Here is an 18,864-nt window from a genome sequence, read left to right on the forward strand (position 1 = left end):
TCTTTAAAAACCCGTGTTTAACACGGGTTTTTTATTGCCTAAAAATAGACCGTAATTAAGCGAATGGAATAACTCAACATAGCCATAGTACAAAATGTACAACAGACCTTCATTATGAACCCCAAGCAGATATACTTTGGATTGGATGAATATTTTCAGTTGCATCAGTCTTAAGTAAGTACGATTGTGGAAAAAGACCTCAACCCGTGATGTGTTGTGTTTATCTTCATTACTAGCTTTACCTAAAAACATTAAAACCTATAAATGATATGACATTAAAACCTATAAATGATATGACATTAAAACCTATAAATGATATAACTCTAAAACCTAGCGGTGAAGTTAATAACGGGTAAGTATTGTATGTAATGGTTGGAGCGAACATGAATGACATATCACACAAACTGGCAGCTTCGCTTGAGCAATTACAACAGCTTCAGGAGTCAGGAGTTGTAGCCATTCAGTCAAAGCAACTTAGTCGAGTGCATCGAGAGCGGCTCTTGAAGCATGGGTTTATTCGCGAAGTTATTCGAGGCTGGTACATACCGGCTATGCCAGATGAAAAGCCGGGCGACAGTACATCTTGGTATACTTCTTTCTGGGATTTTTGCGGTGCATATTTATCGGAACGTTTCGATAATGCCTGGTGTCTGTCACCTGAGCAGTCGATCAGCCTACATATCGGCGATAGAACCGTGCCTCAGCAATTGCTGGTACGTTCGCCTAAAGGCAACAATAAACCCACCGCTTTTTTACACAATACCTCTATTTTCGATGTTAGGTTAAATTTACCTGATGTTGAGTATATTAAAAACGTAGCAGGACTAAACGTATACAGCTTGGCTTCAGCACTGGTTTATTGCTCGGCTAACCAATTTAAAAATGCACCCATCTTAATGCGTACAGCCTTATCAATGGTGACAGATGCATCAGACGTATTGTCTGTTTTACTTGCCGGTAATCACAGCGTGATTGCAGGCAGATTAGTGGGGGCTTTTAGAAATATTGGCCGCGACCTAATTGCTGACAATATCTTAAAAGGTATGCAGGCAGCCGATTTGAAAGTGCAAGAAGAAGACCCATTCGCCGAGAATTTACAGGTGAGTTTTGGTCGTCGTGATGTATCGCCCTATGTTAATCGCATGCGGTTAATGTGGGCGCAAATGCGTGAAAGTGTTATTGCGCACTTCCCTGAACAACCACACCGAACCATCGACATCGAAACCTACATGGCAGAAGTAGAAGACAAGTACGTTACCGACGCCTACCACTCACTGTCTATTGAAGGCTATCGAGTGACGCGTGAACTAATTGAACTTGTTCGTTCAGGTTACTGGCAAATTGATGGTTCAGACGAGAGTAAAAAGCACCTAGATACCATGGCTGCTAAAGGTTACTGGGATGCGTTCCAAGAAGTTAAAAAAGCCGTTTTAGCAGTATTAGAAGGTAAGAACTCTGGTGACGTATTGGAACAGACGCACAGTGATTGGTACCTTGCCTTATTTGGCCCAAGTGTTGCGGCCGGTATTATTAAACAATCGGACTTAGCTGGTTACCGATCAGGGCCTGTTTATATTCGCCAGTCTATGCATACTCCCCCTAATCGAGATGCGGTACGCGATATGATGCCGACATTTTTCGATTTACTCGCAGAGGAGGGTAATGCAGCAGTCAGAGTTGTAATGGGGCACTTCATTTTCGTTTACATCCACCCTTACTTTGATGGTAACGGCAGAATGGGCAGGTTCATTATGAATTTAATGATGGCCTCTGGTGGTTACCCATGGACTGTTGTACCTATGGAGCGACGAGACGAGTATCTGCAAGTATTAGAAGCTGCTAGCGTTGGTGAAGATATTGTACCATTTACCAAATTTTTAGCCTCGTTACTATAAATCTATTAAGTACATTAAAGGTCAGATGTTTTCCACTCTTAAAGGTTCGTAAAGCTGCACTATCCATATGAACGGTCGGGTGTACGATTATAACCTTGGGCGTTGATTCTTTTGTAGATGAAGGCTCACAGAGAGTTAATCCGCGTTCCTATATTGCGTACAATCCGCTATCCGGAACTAACCCAACCGATCGTGTTCCATAAAAAGAAACAATAGAAGTCACTAAAGGTAAACAAGTTTTCTAAGATAATGACGATAACAATCATGTTAGTGCTGGAGATTCATAAGCCGACCCTCGCTTTATGCTTAATGACTTATGGTAGAAAAATATGTATTAAAAACATATCAAATGCGTGGATCTAATCCTGAGTTTTTCAGGTCAAATACGCTTATTTTTTTAATGAGTGTGATCAGTGTAAAAAGTTCAGCTTAGGGATGCAATATTGTGCCCGAAAGGGATATCACCTACCATTGCCCATAGATTTTTCGTTAAAATATGACTGTATGAACGTAAGGCAATTTGTTAAAAAGCACTTTCCTGATATTAAAGACATAGAGCACGCAGCCTCTGTATGGAGTGATTGTGGCGAAATTATTCGCTGTAAACTTAACGGTGAGGCATGTGTCATAAAAGCCATAGAAGTCCCTAAGCAAATTAATCATAGTCGAATCACGCAAAGTGAGTTTGCATTAGCAAGAAAGCGGCAATCATATTTAGTCGAATTTAATTGGTATCAGCAGTTTAGTGGACAGTTACCGCTTGAGGCTGCAGCCATTCCCTGCTTAAACGCGGTGCAAGAAAATAACCAGCAAGCACTCTTATTTGCTGATTTTACTGCGTGTGGTTATCAACAAGCCCAAGCAAGCTCTGCTCATATTGATGCGATTCTTAGATGGTTAGCGCATTTTCATGCTGTTAATTTAAGTAGCACTGCTGAGGGGCTTTGGCCGCAAGGTAGCTATTGGCACTTAGCGACTCGTCCAGATGAGTATGCGCGAATGACACATTCAAGCCTAAAAGTTGAAGCAGAAAATATCGATACAGCACTTAAGCATTGTGTATATCAAACGCTCATACATGGCGATGCGAAACTTGCTAATTTTGCCATAAAGCCACACACTAATTGTGTATATGGCTATGACTTTCAATACGTTGGAAAGGGTGTCGGTATTATTGATGTTATGTACTTTTTAGGTAGTTGCTTAAGTGATAAGGCGCTCCATACCGATGCCAGCGCATATTTAGACCAGTATTACGATGAGCTCGCCTTAGCTCTAAAACGTTATAAACCGAATATCAGTGCGGCAGATGTGATTGCTAGCTGGGATGAACTCTGGGCATATGCTTGGGCTGATTTTTACCGCTTTTTAGCTGGGTGGAGTCCCGAGCATTTAAAAATTAATCGCTATATGCAAAGTCAGTTTAACTATTATCTCACTAAAAAAGGAATGTAATGAATAAGCCAATTCGTTTTGCCATAATTGGGTGTGGCGCAGTAACCGAAGTTAAAAGTGGTCCCGCGTATCAACAAACCGATGGCATTGAGCTGGTGGGCGTGACGCGTCGAGATTTAAACAAAGCTCGCGACTATGCACAGCGTCATCATGTGCCCAAGGTGTTTGCAAGCCCCAGTGAGTTAATAAACGATGCACAGGTTGATGCCGTATACATTGCAACGCCGCCCGACAGCCATAAAACGTTTGCACTTGAAGTGGCGGCGGCTGGCAAACCCTGTTGTATCGAAAAACCCTTAGCGCCTAGCTATGAAGACAGTTTAGCCATTGTTGAAGCATTCAAAGAGGCAAAACAGCCTTTATTTGTTGCTTATTATCGTCGTTCGTTGCCACGTTTTAATAAAGTGAAATCGCTTATTGAAAGTGGCGCAATTGGTAAAGTGCGTCATGTAAGTTGGCATTTGAGCAAACCAGCAAGTGCTTTGGACTTATCTAGAGAATATAACTGGCGAACTGATAAACAGATTGCACGTGGCGGTTACTTTGATGACTTAGCAAGCCATGGTCTTGATTTGTTAGCGTATTTATTAGGTGATTTTGAAAAAGTACACGGTTTTTGTGCTAATCAACAAGGGCTTTATTCCGCTTTTGATGCTATTACCGCGCACTGGTATCATAAATCGGGTATTACGGGCTCTGGCAGTTGGAACTTTGCGTGTGCGAACCGCTTTGACGACGTTATTATTTATGGCAGTGAGGGTGAAATATGTTTTAGTGTGTTTGACGAAAAACCTATCGAGCTAAACAACACACAGGGTATACGCCAACTATCTATTGAAAACCCAACTCATATACAGCAATTTCATGTAGAAAATATGGCTCAATTTTTTGATTTGGGCGCGCCTCATCCCTCAACCGGTGTAACCGCTTTACACACCAGCTGGGTAATGGAACAAATTTTAATGTCTTAATTTTTATAGGCGGCATTAAAAGCATCAACAATCAACGTATTGTCGGGTGCAGGAAATAATTCCATGAGCCTTGTACTAATGAGAGTCTTTATTTTCTCTGTTTGCAATGCGTGTTCAAATAATGCAATGGCCTGTTTACCTTGCGGCGAGGGCGAACAGGCTATGTAACCAAATGCAGCAGGCTCAGAGGGTTCAATCGTTAAGTAACGGATTTTATCAATACCATGAGCGCGTTGATAACGGTGAATGAACATTGATTTATATTCAAAAATAGCGTCAATTTTATTTTCAAAAAGCATGTAGCCAAGCTGAATTGCATTGGCAGCCCCATCTACTTTAAAAAAATGTTCTTCGTGTCGTTTTATAAAATCATCGATTTTAGCAGAGTAAGACCGCCGACTCGTCACGCCAATGGTGAGGTCATAATAATTTACGGCGTCGGTTAATGAAATCGAGTTGGGTAAGGTTGGTTTGTTGAATACAATCAGTTTGTTTTCGGGAAAGGCCATCAGAGGATACCGAGTAAAAATGGCACTCGCTTCTCGTTCAGGTGTTTTAAGCTTGTTGAGTAAACAGACATCGGGAAGTTGACTAAGTTGTTTCCAGTCTTGTAATTGGCTGCCAGGTACAAACTGTAAGCTGATTTTATTGCCCAACTCAGTGGCCGCCGCTAACACGAATTCAGTTGCCTCATTCTCGGGACTGCCGTCTGCTTGTGGAATAAAGTCAGTCATTATTTTTACATGCAATGGCTCAGAATTAACCGGCACAGCATAAATACATAATAAAAGAATCGTTGCGTATAGTTTCATGCCATTCTGATGCCCAATTTTATTAAATGAATTGTTAAGCGGAAGTAGCCGATGTTGTTGCAAAGCGCTTAATAGACCCTGCCTACTGTTTAATATTAGACCAGTTAAAGAAATTAATGCAATGAAGGGGGATTTTTTGCAGTCGAGTTGTCTATTATGCGCTAAAATAGGCGTAATTTATTTCTTTTAGGTTCTACTTATGTCTATCCATGTAATTACTCACCCGTTAGTTCAACACAAACTTGGCCTTATGCGCGCAGAAGGTATTAGTACTAAAAGTTTTCGTGAATTAGCGTCTGAAGTGGGGACCCTGCTTACCTACGAAGCGACTAAAAATTTACCACTAGAAAATGTGCAAATCACGGGGTGGGATGGCTCTCCCTTAGAAGTTGAGCATATCAAAGGTAAAAAAATTACAGTTGTGCCTATTTTGCGTGCTGGGCTTGGTATGATGGATGGTGTTATGCAGTTATTACCTGCTGCAAAAGTGAGTGTTGTTGGCTTGCAACGCAACGAAGAAACCTTAGAACCCGTTCCGTACTTTGAAAAATTAGTTGGCAAGATTGATGAGCGTTTAAGTCTCGTAATTGATCCAATGCTTGCGACAGGTGGTTCAATGATTGCCACTATCGATATGCTTAAAAAAGCAGGTTGTAAAGATATTAAAGTCATTGTTCTCGTTGCAGCACCCGAAGGTGTTGAGAAAACATTGGCAGCTCACCCAGATGTTGAAATCTTTACGGCTTCATTAGACAGTCACTTAAATGAAAAAGGATATATCATTCCAGGCTTAGGAGATGCCGGCGACAAAATTTTTGGCACAGTTTAGGTAAATAGCGTGGAAAATCATCAAACATTTTCGTTAAAAACTATTTTAACGGGGGCGCAAATGCTATTTGTCGCATTTGGCGCGTTGGTACTTGTCCCTTTACTGACGGGGCTTGACCCTAATGTTGCGCTATTCACCGCAGGCTTAGGCACTTTGTTGTTCCATTTTGTGACTAAAGGCCAAGTTCCCATTTTTTTAGCTTCGTCATTTGCGTTTATTGCTCCTATTATCGCTTCAGTGCAAATGTGGGGTATTCCAGCCACAATGGGTGGCTTGATGGTAGCAGGGTTCTGCTATTTAATTTTAAGCTTAGTTGTTAAGTTTAAAGGTGTTAGCGCCTTAGAAAAAGTGTTGCCGCCAGTGGTGGTTGGTCCTGTCATCATGGTGATAGGGTTAGCACTTGCGCCTGTGGCTGTAAACATGGCCATGGGCAAGGCTGGTGATGGCAGTGCGCAGTTAGTGCCTTACGAGCAAGCTATTTGGGTGTCGGGTTTATCTTTGCTCGTCACACTTATTTTTGCTGTGTGGGGCAAAGGTGTTTTTAAGCTTATTCCTATTCTGGCTGGGGTTGTTGCTGGTTATGTTGCGTCTTTATACATTGGTATTGTGCAGTTTAATGCAGTAATAGAAGCCAATTGGTTTGCTGTGCCTGCGTTCACGTATCCAGAGTTTAAATGGCAAGCTATTTTGTTTATGGTGCCAGTTGCTATTGCGCCTGCAATAGAACACATTGGCGACATGATGGCTATTAGCCAAGTAACGGGTAAAGATTACTTAAAAAAACCGGGGTTACACCGCACCTTATTAGGTGATGGTTTGGCAACGTCTGCGGCATCCATTTTCGGTGGACCACCGAATACCACTTACTCTGAAGTGACAGGGGCAGTGATGCTGACACGAAACTTTAATCCGCGTGTGATGTTGTGGACAGCGATTATTGCTATTGTGCTGGCCTTTGTAGCAAAAATGGGCGCGGGTTTGCAGACCATTCCTGTGCCAGTGATGGGCGGTATTATGATCTTGCTGTTTGGCTCTATTGCGGTAGTTGGTTTGAATACCTTGGTTAAATCGGGAGAAGATCTGACAGCCCCACGCAACCTAACGATTATCGCACTTATATTAGTGTTTGGTATTGGTGGTATGCATATTGGTGGTAATGAGTTTAGCCTACAAGGTGTAAGCTTATGTGCCATTCTCGGTATTATTTTAAATGCCGTGCTCCCCAAAGCAGTGCAGACTGAGCAATAGCATGTAAAAAATGATGTGAATTTGCACCAAAAAAGCGCATTTAATATGCGCTTTTTTTGTAACCTCATAAAAAGTAAGGAATTATAAAACTGGTCTACTAACTGCATTTATCTCTATGTCATACTGGTAGGAGCGATTATGCAAGAGGCAAATGTTGTGGATATAACCCCGTTTTTAGCGAAACATCAGTTACCACTTAAATATCAATATTTAAGTGAACAATTCTTTATACCCCTCGCGCACGATGTGTTAAGCGCAAAAATGGCTGGGCAGCCGATGCTGGTGGCGATTAATGGCTGTCAGGGCTCTGGTAAAACAACCCTTGCTGATTTTCTTGTGACGTGGGTCAACAGCAATACAGAGTTTAATAGTGTTTCCTTGTCTATTGATGACTTTTATCTTAGTCATGCAGCACGAGCCGAGTTGGCCGAAGACGTACACCCACTCTTTGCAACGAGAGGGGTCCCCGGTACTCACGATATAAAGTTAATGGAACAAACCTTATCGGCGTTAATGGCTGGCAAAAAGAATGTGCCTTTACCACAATTCGACAAGCTCACTGATGACCCTGTCGCAAAAGAACACTGGCCAACTAACCAAAAGCCGGTCGATATCATATTTTTTGAAGGATGGTGCGTTGCCAGTACTGCGCAGCAGCCATATCAGCTGCAAACACCTATCAATGACTTAGAACAACACGAGGATGCTGATGGCGTTTGGCGGCGTTGTGTGAACAGCTGTTTAGCGAATGAATATCAGAATGTATTTGCTATGGCTGATTACACCATTATGTTAAAAGCACCATCGTTTGAAGATGTGTATGCATGGCGTTTAGAGCAAGAACACAAGTTAATTGCTAAAAATGGATTAGGTAAAGGCACATTTGATGAAATAACACTGAGGCGCTTTATATCTCATTTTGAACGAATCACCCGTGAAAACTTAGCGACGCTCGCACATGATGTTGATGCCTTATTATTACTTGATAGCCAACGCGATATTACAAAAATGCAGTTGTTGGCAGATAAAATTTCACAACCACTTATTTTTACCGATTTAGACGGCACTTTGCTTGATCACGATAGTTACGAATGTGACGTTATAAAACCTTTTTTAGCTGAGCTGAACGACACGGGTATTAACGTTATTTTTAATACGAGTAAAACATTTGCTGAGGTTATAGATATTCAAGCGGGCCTTGAACATCACCAGCCCTTTATTGTTGAGAATGGGGCGGCAGTGTATATTCCCAAAAACTACTTTGCAGTAAAACCAATTGGTTGTGACGAATATCACGGGTTTTGGCGGTATGCTCTCACACAAAGCTGCGATAAATTACACGATGACCTTAATCAGCATGCAAGCCAGTTTAGTCATTGTGTGCGTTTATTTAGTCAGTTTTCAGCCCAAGAAATTGCTGAACTTACTGGTTTACCCCTCGATAAAAGCGAACTGGCTTTACAGCGTCAATATTCAGATCCTATTTGTTTTTCAGGCAGTGATACACAGCGACAACAATTTATAGACATTATGTCGTCACTCGATTACGAGGTGTTGGTTGGCGGTCGTTTTATTCATATTACGAAAGGGACAAATAAGGGATTAGCGCAAAAGTGGTTATTAAATCAATTTAAAAAAGCATATCGCAACCCCTTTACCGTTATTGCTTTGGGCGACAGTCAAAATGATGTTGCCATGCTAAAAGCGGCAGATACCGCCGTTCTTATCAAGAACCCGGGCAGTCAAGTGCAAGCACACATATTACAAAAAGCGTGGCAGCTCAGTGATAAACCCGCCCCTGAGGGCTGGGTTCAAGAAGTCTCGGCATTAAGCATTATTAAAGCGCATTTAGCAGCAAAAAAGGAGCAATCTCATGGCTGATTTTTATCAAAATGGCATCATAACTACGCTACACAATATTGCTGATCGACCAGTAGAAGAACTAGAAAAAGAGTTAATTAGCTTTTCAAAGCAACGGCCTATGGGGCTTATTTTACCCTCGTTATACAGTGAGCTTGAAGGACCCGCGCTGCAAAACATCATTGCTGAACTAAAGCATGTACCTTACCTTTCACAAATCACCATTGGTTTAGACCGTGCCGATGAAAGCCAATATCGCCATGCTTTACAATTTTTTGCTGAGCTTGACCAACACCACAAGGTGCTTTGGAACGATGGTCCGCGTTTACAAGCGCTCGATAAAGAGTTGCAAAAATTGGGCGTCGCGCCAAGAGAACTCGGTAAAGGTCGCAATGTTTGGTACTGCATGGGATATAAACTTGCAACGGCAAAAGTTGAATCTATCGCGTTACACGACTGTGATATTTTAACTTACGACAGAGCATTACTGGCTCGACTTATTTACCCCGTTGCACACCCGCGCTTTAACTATGAGTTCTGTAAAGGATTTTATCCGCGCACTGCTGAGGGGAAAATAAACGGCCGAGTGTCACGATTATTGGTCACGCCACTGCTGCGCTCGTTTAAAACTATTTTAGGTAGCAGTGACTATCTTGAATACATGGACTCGTTTCGTTACCCACTTGCTGGTGAATTCTCGTTTCGCCGTGATGTACTGAACGACATTCGTATTCCAAGTGATTGGGGTCTTGAAATTGGTGTGTTATCAGAAATGTATCGTAACTACTCACATAATCGGTTATGTCAGGTTGATATTGCTGATAATTACGACCATAAACACCAAGATTTATCGTTGGGTAATCAAGCTGCTGGCTTGTCAAAAATGTCGATTGATATCACTAAAGCTTTGTTTAGAAAGCTAGCAACGCAAGGCGTAACGTTTACCTCTGAGACTATTCGCTCTCTAAAAGCGACCTATTATCGCATTGCGCTGGATTTTATCGAAACGTATCACAACGATGCGCTAATGAATGGCCTAACGCTTGATATTCACCAAGAAGAAAAAGCCGTTGAGATGTTTGCGCAAAATATAATGAATGCGGGACAACACTTCTTAGAAAATCCAATGGAAGCCCCCTTTGTGCCAAGCTGGAACCGGGTTGCATCGGCGATGCCCGATGTATTTGCGCGCTTAGAAGAAGCCGTAGAGCTTGATAATAAAGACTATATTTAACGGAGAAGACACGTGACATTAGAGCTACTCCAACAACGAGTTATACAGCATTTAACGTGTATCTACGGCGAAGTTGATCTTAATACAACCCTAGAACAACTCGCTGATAGATTGATTAACACCATGCAATGCGATGATCCTGTTCGAGACCCAACGCCACACAAAAACCGTTGGGACGAACAAGATATGATTTTAATTGCGTACGGTGATTCGATTATTCGCCATGCAAACACGGAGGAAGCAGTGGCAAAACCAGAAGAGCCGCCATTGCATACGTTACATCGCTTTGTTAAAAATCAATGCTTACCAGAACTTAACGCATTGCATATTCTGCCATTTTACCCTTACAGCTCCGATGAAGGGTTTGCGGTGATGAACTATGTGCAAGTGAATGAAGCGCTCGGTAACTGGCAGCATATCCGCGATATTTCAGCCGATGTCAGGCTGATGGCTGATTTAGTTATTAACCACTGTTCTAGTCGTAGCGTGTGGTTTGAAAACTTTATTCAAGGCAAAGAGCCGGGCAGGGAGTATTTTAAAACAGCAAACCCCACCGATGAGTTAATTCAAGTTGTTCGTCCGCGAACATCGCCACTTTTACAAGCAGTAGAAACGAAAGATGGTTTGCAGCATGTGTGGTGTACGTTTAGCCACGATCAAGTTGACTTTGATTTTGCTAATCCCGATGTTTTAAATGAATTTGTCGCTATAATTCGCCATTATTTAGACAATGGTGTGCGTATTTTTCGCCTTGATGCGGTGGCTTTTTTATGGAAAAAGCTCAATACCCGCTGTATTAATTTACCTGAAACGCATGAAGTGATCAGGTTACTTCGTACCCTTGTAGAGCATGTTGAACCTAATGTGATTATTATCACCGAAACCAACATTCCTAACCGCGAAAATCTGTCGTACTTTGGTAATGCCAACGAAGCACATTGTATTTATAACTTTTCATTGCCACCTTTGTTATTGCACACATTACTCAGTGGTAATAGCACCGCATTAAAACACTGGATGATGAGTATGCCACCGGCGCAGCAAGGCACGGCTTATTTTAATTTTATTGCGTCACACGATGGCATAGGGCTGCGGCCTGTCGAAGGCTTGCTCGATCAAACCCAAATAGCTGAAATGGTCAGTACAACAGCAAAATACGGTGGCAAGGTGTCTTTGCGAACGGCTCCAGATGGTACAAATACGCCGTACGAGTTAAATATTGCGTTGTTTGATGCTTTGCAAGGAACGCATCGAGGGCCAGATAAATGGGGCATTGCACGGTTTCTATGTGCTCACGCAATTATGTTCGCTCTTGAAGGCATACCAGGGCTTTATATTCATAGCTTACTCGGGACAACCAATGACTATGAACGCTTTGAAAACAGCCAACATAATAGAGCTATTAATCGTCACCGTTGGCAAGAGTCAGATTTACTAGCAAAACTGAGTAATGAAAATGCCCATCATCGTACTGTGTTTAAAGCGATGAAAAACTTGATGGCTATTCGTAAGGCGCAAAGCGCATTTCACCCTAATGCGACGCAATATACGTTACATTTAAGTGAGGGGTTATTTGGTTTTTGGCGACAAAGTATTAACCGTTCACAAAGCATGTTTTGTGTTTATAACATTAGTGATGAGACGCAAACTCTCACTCTTGCAGACTTAAATTTGATAGGTACCGAGCAGTGGCGAGATTTAATAAGCGGGGAGCAAATTACTGAGCAAACACAAACATTGTCGCTGACTCCATATCAAGCAGTTTGGCTCAGCAATAAATAATCCTATCATCAAGATAATACAAGTCTTATCGTTAACAAGTAAGCCCATCAGGTGGGGTTGCTTGTTAACAAGTAACTTACAGTTATCGTAAATTACTCCCTTATTGCACACCAGATTATCATTCCAGCTTAATTTTCAATGAAATAGTCTTAGAAATTAAATCTTATTTAATCTAATTTACCGTTTTTAGCAAAAAGTAAAGTTAACAATATTTACAATATAAAAGATAACTATTATCATTTGGTTTTATTTTTAGGTGCACTTTACGATGAACAAAGCAGTACTTTCTCTCGCGGTGTCATTGGCTTTGACTCCACTTTATAGTGTTGCGAATGATGACATTCAAGCCCAACTCGAAAAACTTCAACAACAACTCCTTGAACAACAAAAAGCGATTGATTACTTAAAAAGTCAATTAGATGCGAAAAACACCCAGCAAGTTGCAGTGCAGCAAAAAGCCCCAGTTGTTACTGAGCAAGCAACCCCAATTGCTTCAGTCGCAAGCAAAAAAGACTCAAAACTTACTTTTAAAAGCTATGGTACTTTGCTTTACAAAAGTGACGAAGTGTTTGCCAACGTTCAAGATACTTCACCAGAGCGCCGCGCCACTACAGACTTAGAGCGAGTTGTCACTGAGTTTGAATATGAAATTGATGATAAGTGGAAAGTCGAATTTGAACTTGAGTATGAGCATGGCGGTACAGGTACCACGCTTGAATACGATGGCTTTGAAGAATTTGGCGAATTTGAATCAGAAGTTGAAGCGGGTGGTGAAGTCATTGTCGAAAAGCTGCAACTAGAATATGAATATAACCCTAACTTTACTGTCAAGTTTGGTCATATATATGTTCCGGTAGGCTTAGGCACAGACTTAAACAAGCCTGATCAATACTTTACCACGACTCGCCACTGGGGTGAGGCAACCATGATCCCGCAAGTTTGGCACGAAACTGGAGTTAACTTAATTTCTCGTTGGTCTGACTTTACACTGCAAACATTGGTGACGACAGGTCTTAACTCTGAATACTTCCGTTCGACTAATTGGGTCGCGGGTGGTGCACAGCAACGCTTTGAAGAAAATACCGCAGATGATTTAGCGCTCACATTACGCCTTGATTATGGCAATGTTAAAGCTGGTAAAGGTTTTGGTGTTAGTTACTATACGGCAAACACATCAGATAACCGTCGCAATCAGGGCAAACTCGATGAGGATGGAAACGTATCTATCCTCGGGTTACATGGTGCATGGACGTTAGATGATCTTGTGTTTCGTGGTCAGTACTTATATGGCGAGTTAGAAGACTCAGTTGCTATCACTGCTGCGAATAAAACAACACCGGGCCTGCGTCCGGGAAGCTTTGCACAGCTTGGTAGCAAAGCAGAATCTGCATTTGTAGAAGCCGCTTATAATATGCAGGGGCTGTTTGATTTATCTTCGCCGCTTTATGTATTTACCTCGTTTGATTATGCCAACCCAATGCTTGAAGTGGCCAGTGGTGCGGCTATCCATCGTTACGACATTCGTGAGCTTAACTTTGGTTTAAATTACCTTCCAAACAAAAACTTAATTCTAAAACTTCAGGGCGGTCAACGTTATTACGCACAAGACGATATCGATGACACTACTCACTTTAGCGCCTCTCTTGGCTATAAATTTTCTACAGAACTATAAAGGAATCTTGGGATGAAAACTGTATTAAACAGCATTACAGCTGTCATTTTAGCGTCAACACTTGTTGCATGTGGTTCGTCTTCTTCGGACGATTCTTCAGATACAAGCACACCTGTTACTGAAGTAACAGGCTTTAGCTATGACGCAACAGATTTAATTGAAAACATAACTGAGCAAGTGATTGTAGATGGTTATGAAATGCTAAACAGCAAGGCGGCTGTTTTACATAATGCGACACTGACATTATTAGAAAACAAAAACGAAGCCGCGCTGCTTGCTGCTCAACAAGCATGGAAAGATGCACGTGTATTCTGGGAGCAAGGTGAGTCGCATATCTTTGGTCCTGTTGATAGCTTATCAATTGATCCACACCTTGATACTTGGCCACTGAATACAGCTGATTTAGAAGCACTACTTGCAAGTAACACAACGTTCTCGGCTGATAATGTAAAGAACTTTGAAGATGGTGTACAAGGTTTCCACACTATGGAGTTCTTATTATTCGGTAATGGCGTTGAAGATAACGATAAGTCAATTGATGAAATGACTGTGCGTGAAATGGAATACCTAATTGCATGTGCTGAAGTATTCAATATTCATACACAAAGCCTTGTTGATGCATGGGGTATATCAGCAAATGCGGATGATGAACCTGCTTATAAAGATTATTTATTAACGCCGGGTAATGATAAATACTCATCTGAGTTAGGTGTTATTGAAGAGTTAGTCAATGGTGTTATCGGTATTGTTGATGAGGTAGGTAACGGTAAAATTGCAGAACCATTTGGTACTAGCAAAGACACAGCTGACACATCATTGGTTGAATCACAATATAGCTGGAACTCATTAACCGACTTTAGCAACAACATTGTTGGTGTACAAAATGTGTTTTTAGGCACATTCAGCGATGAAAACGACAGCCCAGGCCTAAAAGCATTCATTACTGCCGGTGACGCTGAGCTAGCAGCGAAAGTTGAAACTCAAATTACAGCAGCGATTGCAGCGATTGATGCCATTGCAGGTGCAGATGATATGCCATTTAGACAAGCGATTAAGGATGATGCAGGTCGCGTTCGAATTCAAACAGCGATTGATGCGTTAGGTGAATTACAAGCGACCCTTGAAGAAGAAGTAGTGCCACTTATCAAAGAGTGGAATTTATAATCGCTGGGGAAGCATTTGCTTCCCCTCTTTGCAAGATACCGTCATGAATGTAAAAGCAATTAAACCAATTCTATTTGCTTTCACAGCCTTATCTTTAGTGGCATGTGGAAGTAAAACCAGCGATAAAAGCGCGACCGAAACGACCACACCACCACCGACAAGTAGCGAAACGGATCCAAATTATATTGATGTCGTTGCGTTGGCAGGTGATGCGACAGCCCTCGATACCAATAATTCAGGCCATGGTTTCTCTACACCTATGCCTAATTTAAGTGATTCAGAACGCGATATTCACTTAACTGGCGATGCTAATTTTGAAACATCCTTTACGACAGCCCCGAATGATGCACACCCGGAACTCGATGGTTTAGGGCCAGTTTTTAATAACAATAACTGTAATGCTTGTCACCAACGAGATGGTCGCCCAAGTACTATTGTTCCAACCGGTGAACAGCAAACTGTGAAGTTAGCGAATGATGCTGGGATCTTTTTACGCGTTAGCTTAGCCGATGGCGTGTGTGAAATGCCAAGTAATATCAATGATTTTTGTCAGGTTACAGGCGTTGAAGGGTTTGGGGATCAACTCTTTCACCGGGGGATTTTACAAGCCCGTGAAGACTGGCAAACGCATAATTTTGGTGGCCAAGCTGATGTATATCTAAGCTATGATTACACGGAGTTTAGCTACCCAGATGGCAGTACTGTCACGTTGAAAAAGCCGATATTTACTATCGATAATGCATGGGACTCACCTGAAAACTTCAGTTTAAGTGCCCTTGCCAATGAAGATGTACGTTTTAGTGCCCGTAATGGTATGCCTGTCTTTGGTCTTGGATTGCTTGAAGCGATTGAAGAGCAAGATATTCTAGCGCTTGAAGATGTCGATGATGCCGACAACGATGGAATTTCTGGTAAAGCAAACTGGGTATTTGATGCTGTTAAGGCTCAAGCGGGTGATGAAAACCCTGTATCACTTGGACGATTTGGTTGGAAAGCCAGTACACCATCAGTCAGACAGCAATCTCTGGGTGCACTGCGTGGTGACATGGGGGTAACGAACTCATTGTTCCCTGAAGAAAGCATTGCCAATACATTAATGCACGAAAGTTATTTATCTCGTACTAACTATCAAGATACTGGTTCTGATGAGCAAGGATTGCCAGAAGCCAGTGATGAGTTTGCTGATACGGTCGTGTTTTACGCAGAAACACTTGCTGTGCCAGCACGTCGTAATGTAGCAGACGAAGGTGTTAAAGCCGGTGCACGTTTATTCGATGATTTAAACTGTACTGGTTGCCATACGCCTCGTTTTGTAACCGCAAATGGTGCCGCTTTATTACTGGGCGGTGTTGCAGCGCCTGCGGCAGTAAAAGGGCAAGAAATTTGGCCATTTACCGACATGTTGTTGCATGACATGGGTGAAGAGCTCGCAGACAAACGTCGTGATTTTATGGCAACAGGCCGTGAGTGGAAAACGCGTCCGCTTTGGGGGATTGGTTTAACGAAAACAGTTAACCCTGCCGCTGGTTTCTTACATGATGGCCGTGCAGCAACGCTTGAAGAAGCTATTTTATGGCATGGCGGCGAAGCTGAAAAAAGTAAGCGTGAATTTACTGAGCTTTCAAGTGTTAAACGTCAGCAATTAATCAGTTTTTTACAATCACTATAGCTTTTAACCTCTTTTAAAAATGCACTGTAAATGCCCTTTACAGTGCATTTTCGCTTGCTTCATTCATTAATGATTCAATGCTGAATAAAAGGGGGGTCTTGTGCTCTTTACTAAATACTTTAAAGTTAATTGCTAGGGTGTTGCTATGAATTTGCTCAACTAACTTCAAGGTTTTTTGTGTGTGAGGTCTAAAAATAGCAATTTTTTGATGTAAAACCTTGTGCTCATAATTTGCCAAAATAGCATGAATATTGATCATTGCCAGTGCACCAAGTGTTACATGCCCACCGATGCACACATCTATTTTTTCAGCTGCGGCTCTGAGTGGCCAGTTTATTGCGCCAACGAGCACATCGGTGCGTCGTTTTTTTTCATTTAATGCGCGAATGGCTCCTAATGCCATCGCATCATTAGCGCTCCAAATAACCTGAATATCTGGATGATGAGTTAATAGACCTAAGCTTTGTCGGTATGCTTGTGGCGATGACCAATTAGCAACACCTTGTGCTGCAATGTTTACTTGTGCATGTTGAGCAGTAAACGCTTCAAGCCCTGTTTTACGATCCAGAGCGGCAGGGGTCGTGTGATCACCATTAATAGCATAAATACTGGCAGGTAGTTGGGCTTTAGAAATGAGCTGTTTTGCCAGTAAGTGTCCCGCTTGAACGTTATCTGGCACAACACTGCCAGCAATGTTAATCCCTTTGTTTTTGAGAGCGCGTAGTTCGTTGTCAGTTGGACGATTAAGTAAAAAGTAAATAGGGGTACTAAAAGCCGGTAAATTTAAAAGTTGCTTTGTCAATACGCCTTTTTCATCTACAAGAACAAGCATATCGGGTGATTGTTTTACTGCATCAGCCACTAATTCTTTCATCAGTATATGATTTCTATTTGCATAATGAATGGTCAAGTTCAGATCAAAATCTTCGGCTGCATCGCGCATTAACTGTGAAACTTCATACCAAAACGGACCGGTAACATTGGTGTTTGCATGCCCCGGATTGATAAATATAACGTTGTATTGTGCATAGGTGCTCGGTAAGAAAGTCAGCAAAGCAATGAATAGCACGGTTTTTAACATAATATTTTATAAATTAAAGAGTGAGAGTTAATCGATTATACAGTTAATACCAGAGGGTTACGACCCACTCTTTGGCTTAAATGGAGGCTAGGTTTCACTCTTTTTAAAGCGTATAATTGGCACATTATTCTTAAATAGGGCTCAACATGAAAACGCTTTTTGTGTGCTTTTTGACACTTTTTTCTCTTAGTAGCATGGCAGATGCACCACTGGATCTTGAAGCTAATATGAAAAATATGGGGCTGGCTTATAAAAACTCAGTGCGCGCTACTGATCTAGACTCTTTTAATACAGCCCTCGATGAGTTTATTCATCTACTAGAGAAAGCAAAAAAGGCTGATTTTAAACAGCATGAAAGTGAATCTTTAGAGGGACTTGATAAAGTTATTCAGCAAGCAATATCCGCGAAGCAGCTTGCAGAAGTACAGGGGTTAGAAGCTGCAAAAGCCCCCCTTAAGTCAATTGATCAATTACGAAAAAAATACCATGAACTTCATGAGCCACCAGGTTTTTGGGAGTTATTATTTGGTAAATAAAAAGGTGCTAAAGCACCTTTTTTAACGTTTCTTTTTACCCTGAACGGCTTTAAAACGCGGGTTTTCTTTATTGATCACATAAAGACGCCCTTTGCGTTTTACTATTTGACATCCAGAACGAGTTTTAGCGCTTTTTAAAGAACTCAGTACTTTCATTTTTGGTCCGTATTAGGCGGTTATTTGCTTGCTAGGTTTTTGAAGCGACGGTTAAATGCGGCGACACGACCATCACTTGCCACCGCTTTTTGTTTACCGGTGTAAAATGGGTGCGAGTCACTTGATACATCAATTGGTACATAAGGATATGTTTTACCTTCTAGCGCGATTGTCCGTGATGTTTTAATTGTTGAACCAATTATAAAGTAGCTGTCTGCGGCTGTATCGTGAAAAGCCACTTGTTGGTAATCCGGGTGAATGTTAGGTTTCATCTCTTTAACTTATGTTATGTGATAATGTATCAATTATAATAAAGTAAATATAGGGAATGTTCAAGATAAAAACAATTCTTATTTATGTATGCTAAATAGCATTAAAAATAAGCAGTGTGAGCAATCCTTAAGCAGTTGAATTCAAAAAACTGGCTATTGTCTTGAAGGCTGTTATAACTAGGTATACGCGCTTATACAAAGAGAAGGAGTAAGGCAGTGAACGATGAA

16 protein-coding genes are annotated in these 18,864 nt (G+C 41.6%); 12 read left to right on the forward strand and 4 right to left on the reverse strand.

The annotated features are described in order from the left end of the window. The first annotated feature begins 383 nt into the window (after window positions 1-383). The 3 genes from BWD47_RS01485 (at window position 384) to BWD47_RS01495 (ending at window position 4,321) form a co-directional block, all read left to right on the forward strand. Window positions 384-1,895 carry a Fic family protein gene (locus BWD47_RS01485; RefSeq protein WP_075593219.1) on the forward strand — a complete coding sequence of 504 codons (1,512 nt, stop codon included), beginning with the start codon at window positions 384-386 and terminating at the stop codon, window positions 1,893-1,895. Window positions 1,896-2,399: 504 nt separating this feature from the next. Continuing rightward, entirely contained in the window at window positions 2,400-3,350 is a 951-nt protein-coding gene (locus tag BWD47_RS01490; RefSeq protein WP_075593220.1) for a phosphotransferase, read from the forward strand. Further along, window positions 3,350-4,321 carry a Gfo/Idh/MocA family protein gene (locus BWD47_RS01495; RefSeq protein ID WP_065979002.1) on the forward strand — a complete coding sequence of 324 codons (972 nt, stop codon included), beginning with the start codon at window positions 3,350-3,352 and terminating at the stop codon, window positions 4,319-4,321. Before BWD47_RS01490 ends, BWD47_RS01495 begins: the two co-directional genes overlap by 1 nt. On the opposite strand, the gene BWD47_RS01500 is transcribed toward BWD47_RS01495, so the two are convergent. Next, complete coding sequence (locus tag BWD47_RS01500) at window positions 4,318-5,133, reverse strand: hypothetical protein (RefSeq protein WP_065979003.1); 816 nt, start codon at window positions 5,131-5,133, stop codon at window positions 4,318-4,320. The genes BWD47_RS01495 and BWD47_RS01500 overlap by 4 nt on opposite strands. A 199-nt stretch (window positions 5,134-5,332) precedes the next feature. Between BWD47_RS01500 and upp the strand changes: the two genes are divergently transcribed. The 8 genes from upp to BWD47_RS01540 all read left to right on the forward strand — a co-directional run bounded on the left by upp (window position 5,333) and on the right by BWD47_RS01540 (window position 16,591). Continuing rightward, a complete protein-coding gene (gene upp, locus BWD47_RS01505; protein ID WP_036972148.1) occupies window positions 5,333-5,962 on the forward strand; it encodes a uracil phosphoribosyltransferase in 630 nt (209 codons plus the stop codon). Between the two features lie 9 nt (window positions 5,963-5,971). Next, window positions 5,972-7,210, forward strand: a complete 1,239-nt coding sequence (locus tag BWD47_RS01510; protein WP_065979004.1) for a uracil-xanthine permease family protein — start codon at window positions 5,972-5,974, stop codon at window positions 7,208-7,210. A gap of 138 nt (window positions 7,211-7,348) precedes the next feature. Continuing rightward, window positions 7,349-9,091: an HAD-IIB family hydrolase gene (locus BWD47_RS01515; RefSeq protein WP_065979005.1), complete on the forward strand. Its 1,743-nt coding sequence runs from the start codon at window positions 7,349-7,351 to the stop codon at window positions 9,089-9,091. Further along, the gene (locus BWD47_RS01520; protein WP_036972141.1) at window positions 9,084-10,304 is read left to right on the forward strand and encodes a glycosyl transferase; all 1,221 of its coding nucleotides are present in this window, start codon (window positions 9,084-9,086) and stop codon (window positions 10,302-10,304) included. The genes BWD47_RS01515 and BWD47_RS01520 overlap by 8 nt, the downstream gene beginning before the upstream one ends. 12 nt (window positions 10,305-10,316) lie before the next feature. Beyond that, entirely contained in the window at window positions 10,317-12,086 is a 1,770-nt protein-coding gene (locus BWD47_RS01525) for a sugar phosphorylase (protein ID WP_075593221.1), read from the forward strand. A 268-nt stretch (window positions 12,087-12,354) separates the two neighbouring features. Further along, on the forward strand, window positions 12,355-13,758 hold the full coding sequence (locus tag BWD47_RS01530) for a hypothetical protein (protein WP_075593222.1): 1,404 nt from the start codon (window positions 12,355-12,357) through the stop codon (window positions 13,756-13,758). 12 nt (window positions 13,759-13,770) lie between these two features. Then, entirely contained in the window at window positions 13,771-14,922 is a 1,152-nt protein-coding gene (locus tag BWD47_RS01535) for an imelysin family protein (RefSeq protein WP_075593223.1), read from the forward strand. 43 nt (window positions 14,923-14,965) lie between these two features. Beyond that, on the forward strand, window positions 14,966-16,591 hold the full coding sequence (locus BWD47_RS01540) for a di-heme oxidoredictase family protein (protein ID WP_075593224.1): 1,626 nt from the start codon (window positions 14,966-14,968) through the stop codon (window positions 16,589-16,591). A 37-nt stretch (window positions 16,592-16,628) separates the two neighbouring features. On the opposite strand, the gene BWD47_RS01545 is transcribed toward BWD47_RS01540, so the two are convergent. Beyond that, window positions 16,629-17,672 (reverse strand): ABC transporter substrate-binding protein, encoded by a 1,044-nt coding sequence (locus tag BWD47_RS01545; protein ID WP_075593225.1) that lies wholly within the window; start codon window positions 17,670-17,672, stop codon window positions 16,629-16,631. Window positions 17,673-17,818: 146 nt separating this feature from the next. Between BWD47_RS01545 and BWD47_RS01550 the strand changes: the two genes are divergently transcribed. Further along, on the forward strand, window positions 17,819-18,208 hold the full coding sequence (locus BWD47_RS01550; protein WP_075593226.1) for a cytochrome b562: 390 nt from the start codon (window positions 17,819-17,821) through the stop codon (window positions 18,206-18,208). 21 nt (window positions 18,209-18,229) lie between these two features. Here the strand turns inward: BWD47_RS01550 and ykgO are convergent, their stop codons facing one another. Beyond that, the gene (gene ykgO, locus BWD47_RS01555; protein WP_065979009.1) at window positions 18,230-18,364 is read right to left on the reverse strand and encodes a type B 50S ribosomal protein L36; all 135 of its coding nucleotides are present in this window, start codon (window positions 18,362-18,364) and stop codon (window positions 18,230-18,232) included. A 20-nt stretch (window positions 18,365-18,384) separates the two neighbouring features. Beyond that, window positions 18,385-18,636, reverse strand: a complete 252-nt coding sequence (locus BWD47_RS01560) for a type B 50S ribosomal protein L31 (protein ID WP_036972134.1) — start codon at window positions 18,634-18,636, stop codon at window positions 18,385-18,387. Window positions 18,637-18,864: the final 228 nt, after the last annotated feature.

It is taken from the genome of Pseudoalteromonas sp. PAB 2.2 (genome assembly GCF_001938575.1).
GTDB lineage: Bacteria > Pseudomonadota > Gammaproteobacteria > Enterobacterales > Alteromonadaceae > Pseudoalteromonas > Pseudoalteromonas lipolytica.

Bases quoted from the DNA above. Each gene is read 5' to 3' on its own strand.
- BWD47_RS01530 (WP_075593222.1), top strand. From the start codon at position 12,355: ATGAACAAAGCAGTACTTTCTCTCGCGGTGTCATTGGCTTTGACTCCA.
- BWD47_RS01520 (WP_036972141.1), top strand. From the start codon at position 9,084: ATGGCTGATTTTTATCAAAATGGCATCATAACTACGCTACACAATATT.
- BWD47_RS01535 (WP_075593223.1), top strand. From the start codon at position 13,771: ATGAAAACTGTATTAAACAGCATTACAGCTGTCATTTTAGCGTCAACA.
- upp (WP_036972148.1), top strand. From the start codon at position 5,333: ATGTCTATCCATGTAATTACTCACCCGTTAGTTCAACACAAACTTGGC.
- BWD47_RS01500 (WP_065979003.1), bottom strand. From the start codon at position 5,133: ATGAAACTATACGCAACGATTCTTTTATTATGTATTTATGCTGTGCCG.
- BWD47_RS01560 (WP_036972134.1), bottom strand. From the start codon at position 18,636: ATGAAACCTAACATTCACCCGGATTACCAACAAGTGGCTTTTCACGAT.
- BWD47_RS01490 (WP_075593220.1), top strand. From the start codon at position 2,400: ATGAACGTAAGGCAATTTGTTAAAAAGCACTTTCCTGATATTAAAGAC.
- BWD47_RS01550 (WP_075593226.1), top strand. From the start codon at position 17,819: ATGAAAACGCTTTTTGTGTGCTTTTTGACACTTTTTTCTCTTAGTAGC.
- BWD47_RS01495 (WP_065979002.1), top strand. From the start codon at position 3,350: ATGAATAAGCCAATTCGTTTTGCCATAATTGGGTGTGGCGCAGTAACC.
- BWD47_RS01545 (WP_075593225.1), bottom strand. From the start codon at position 17,672: ATGTTAAAAACCGTGCTATTCATTGCTTTGCTGACTTTCTTACCGAGC.
- BWD47_RS01515 (WP_065979005.1), top strand. From the start codon at position 7,349: ATGCAAGAGGCAAATGTTGTGGATATAACCCCGTTTTTAGCGAAACAT.
- BWD47_RS01485 (WP_075593219.1), top strand. From the start codon at position 384: ATGAATGACATATCACACAAACTGGCAGCTTCGCTTGAGCAATTACAA.
- ykgO (WP_065979009.1), bottom strand. From the start codon at position 18,364: ATGAAAGTACTGAGTTCTTTAAAAAGCGCTAAAACTCGTTCTGGATGT.
- BWD47_RS01540 (WP_075593224.1), top strand. From the start codon at position 14,966: ATGAATGTAAAAGCAATTAAACCAATTCTATTTGCTTTCACAGCCTTA.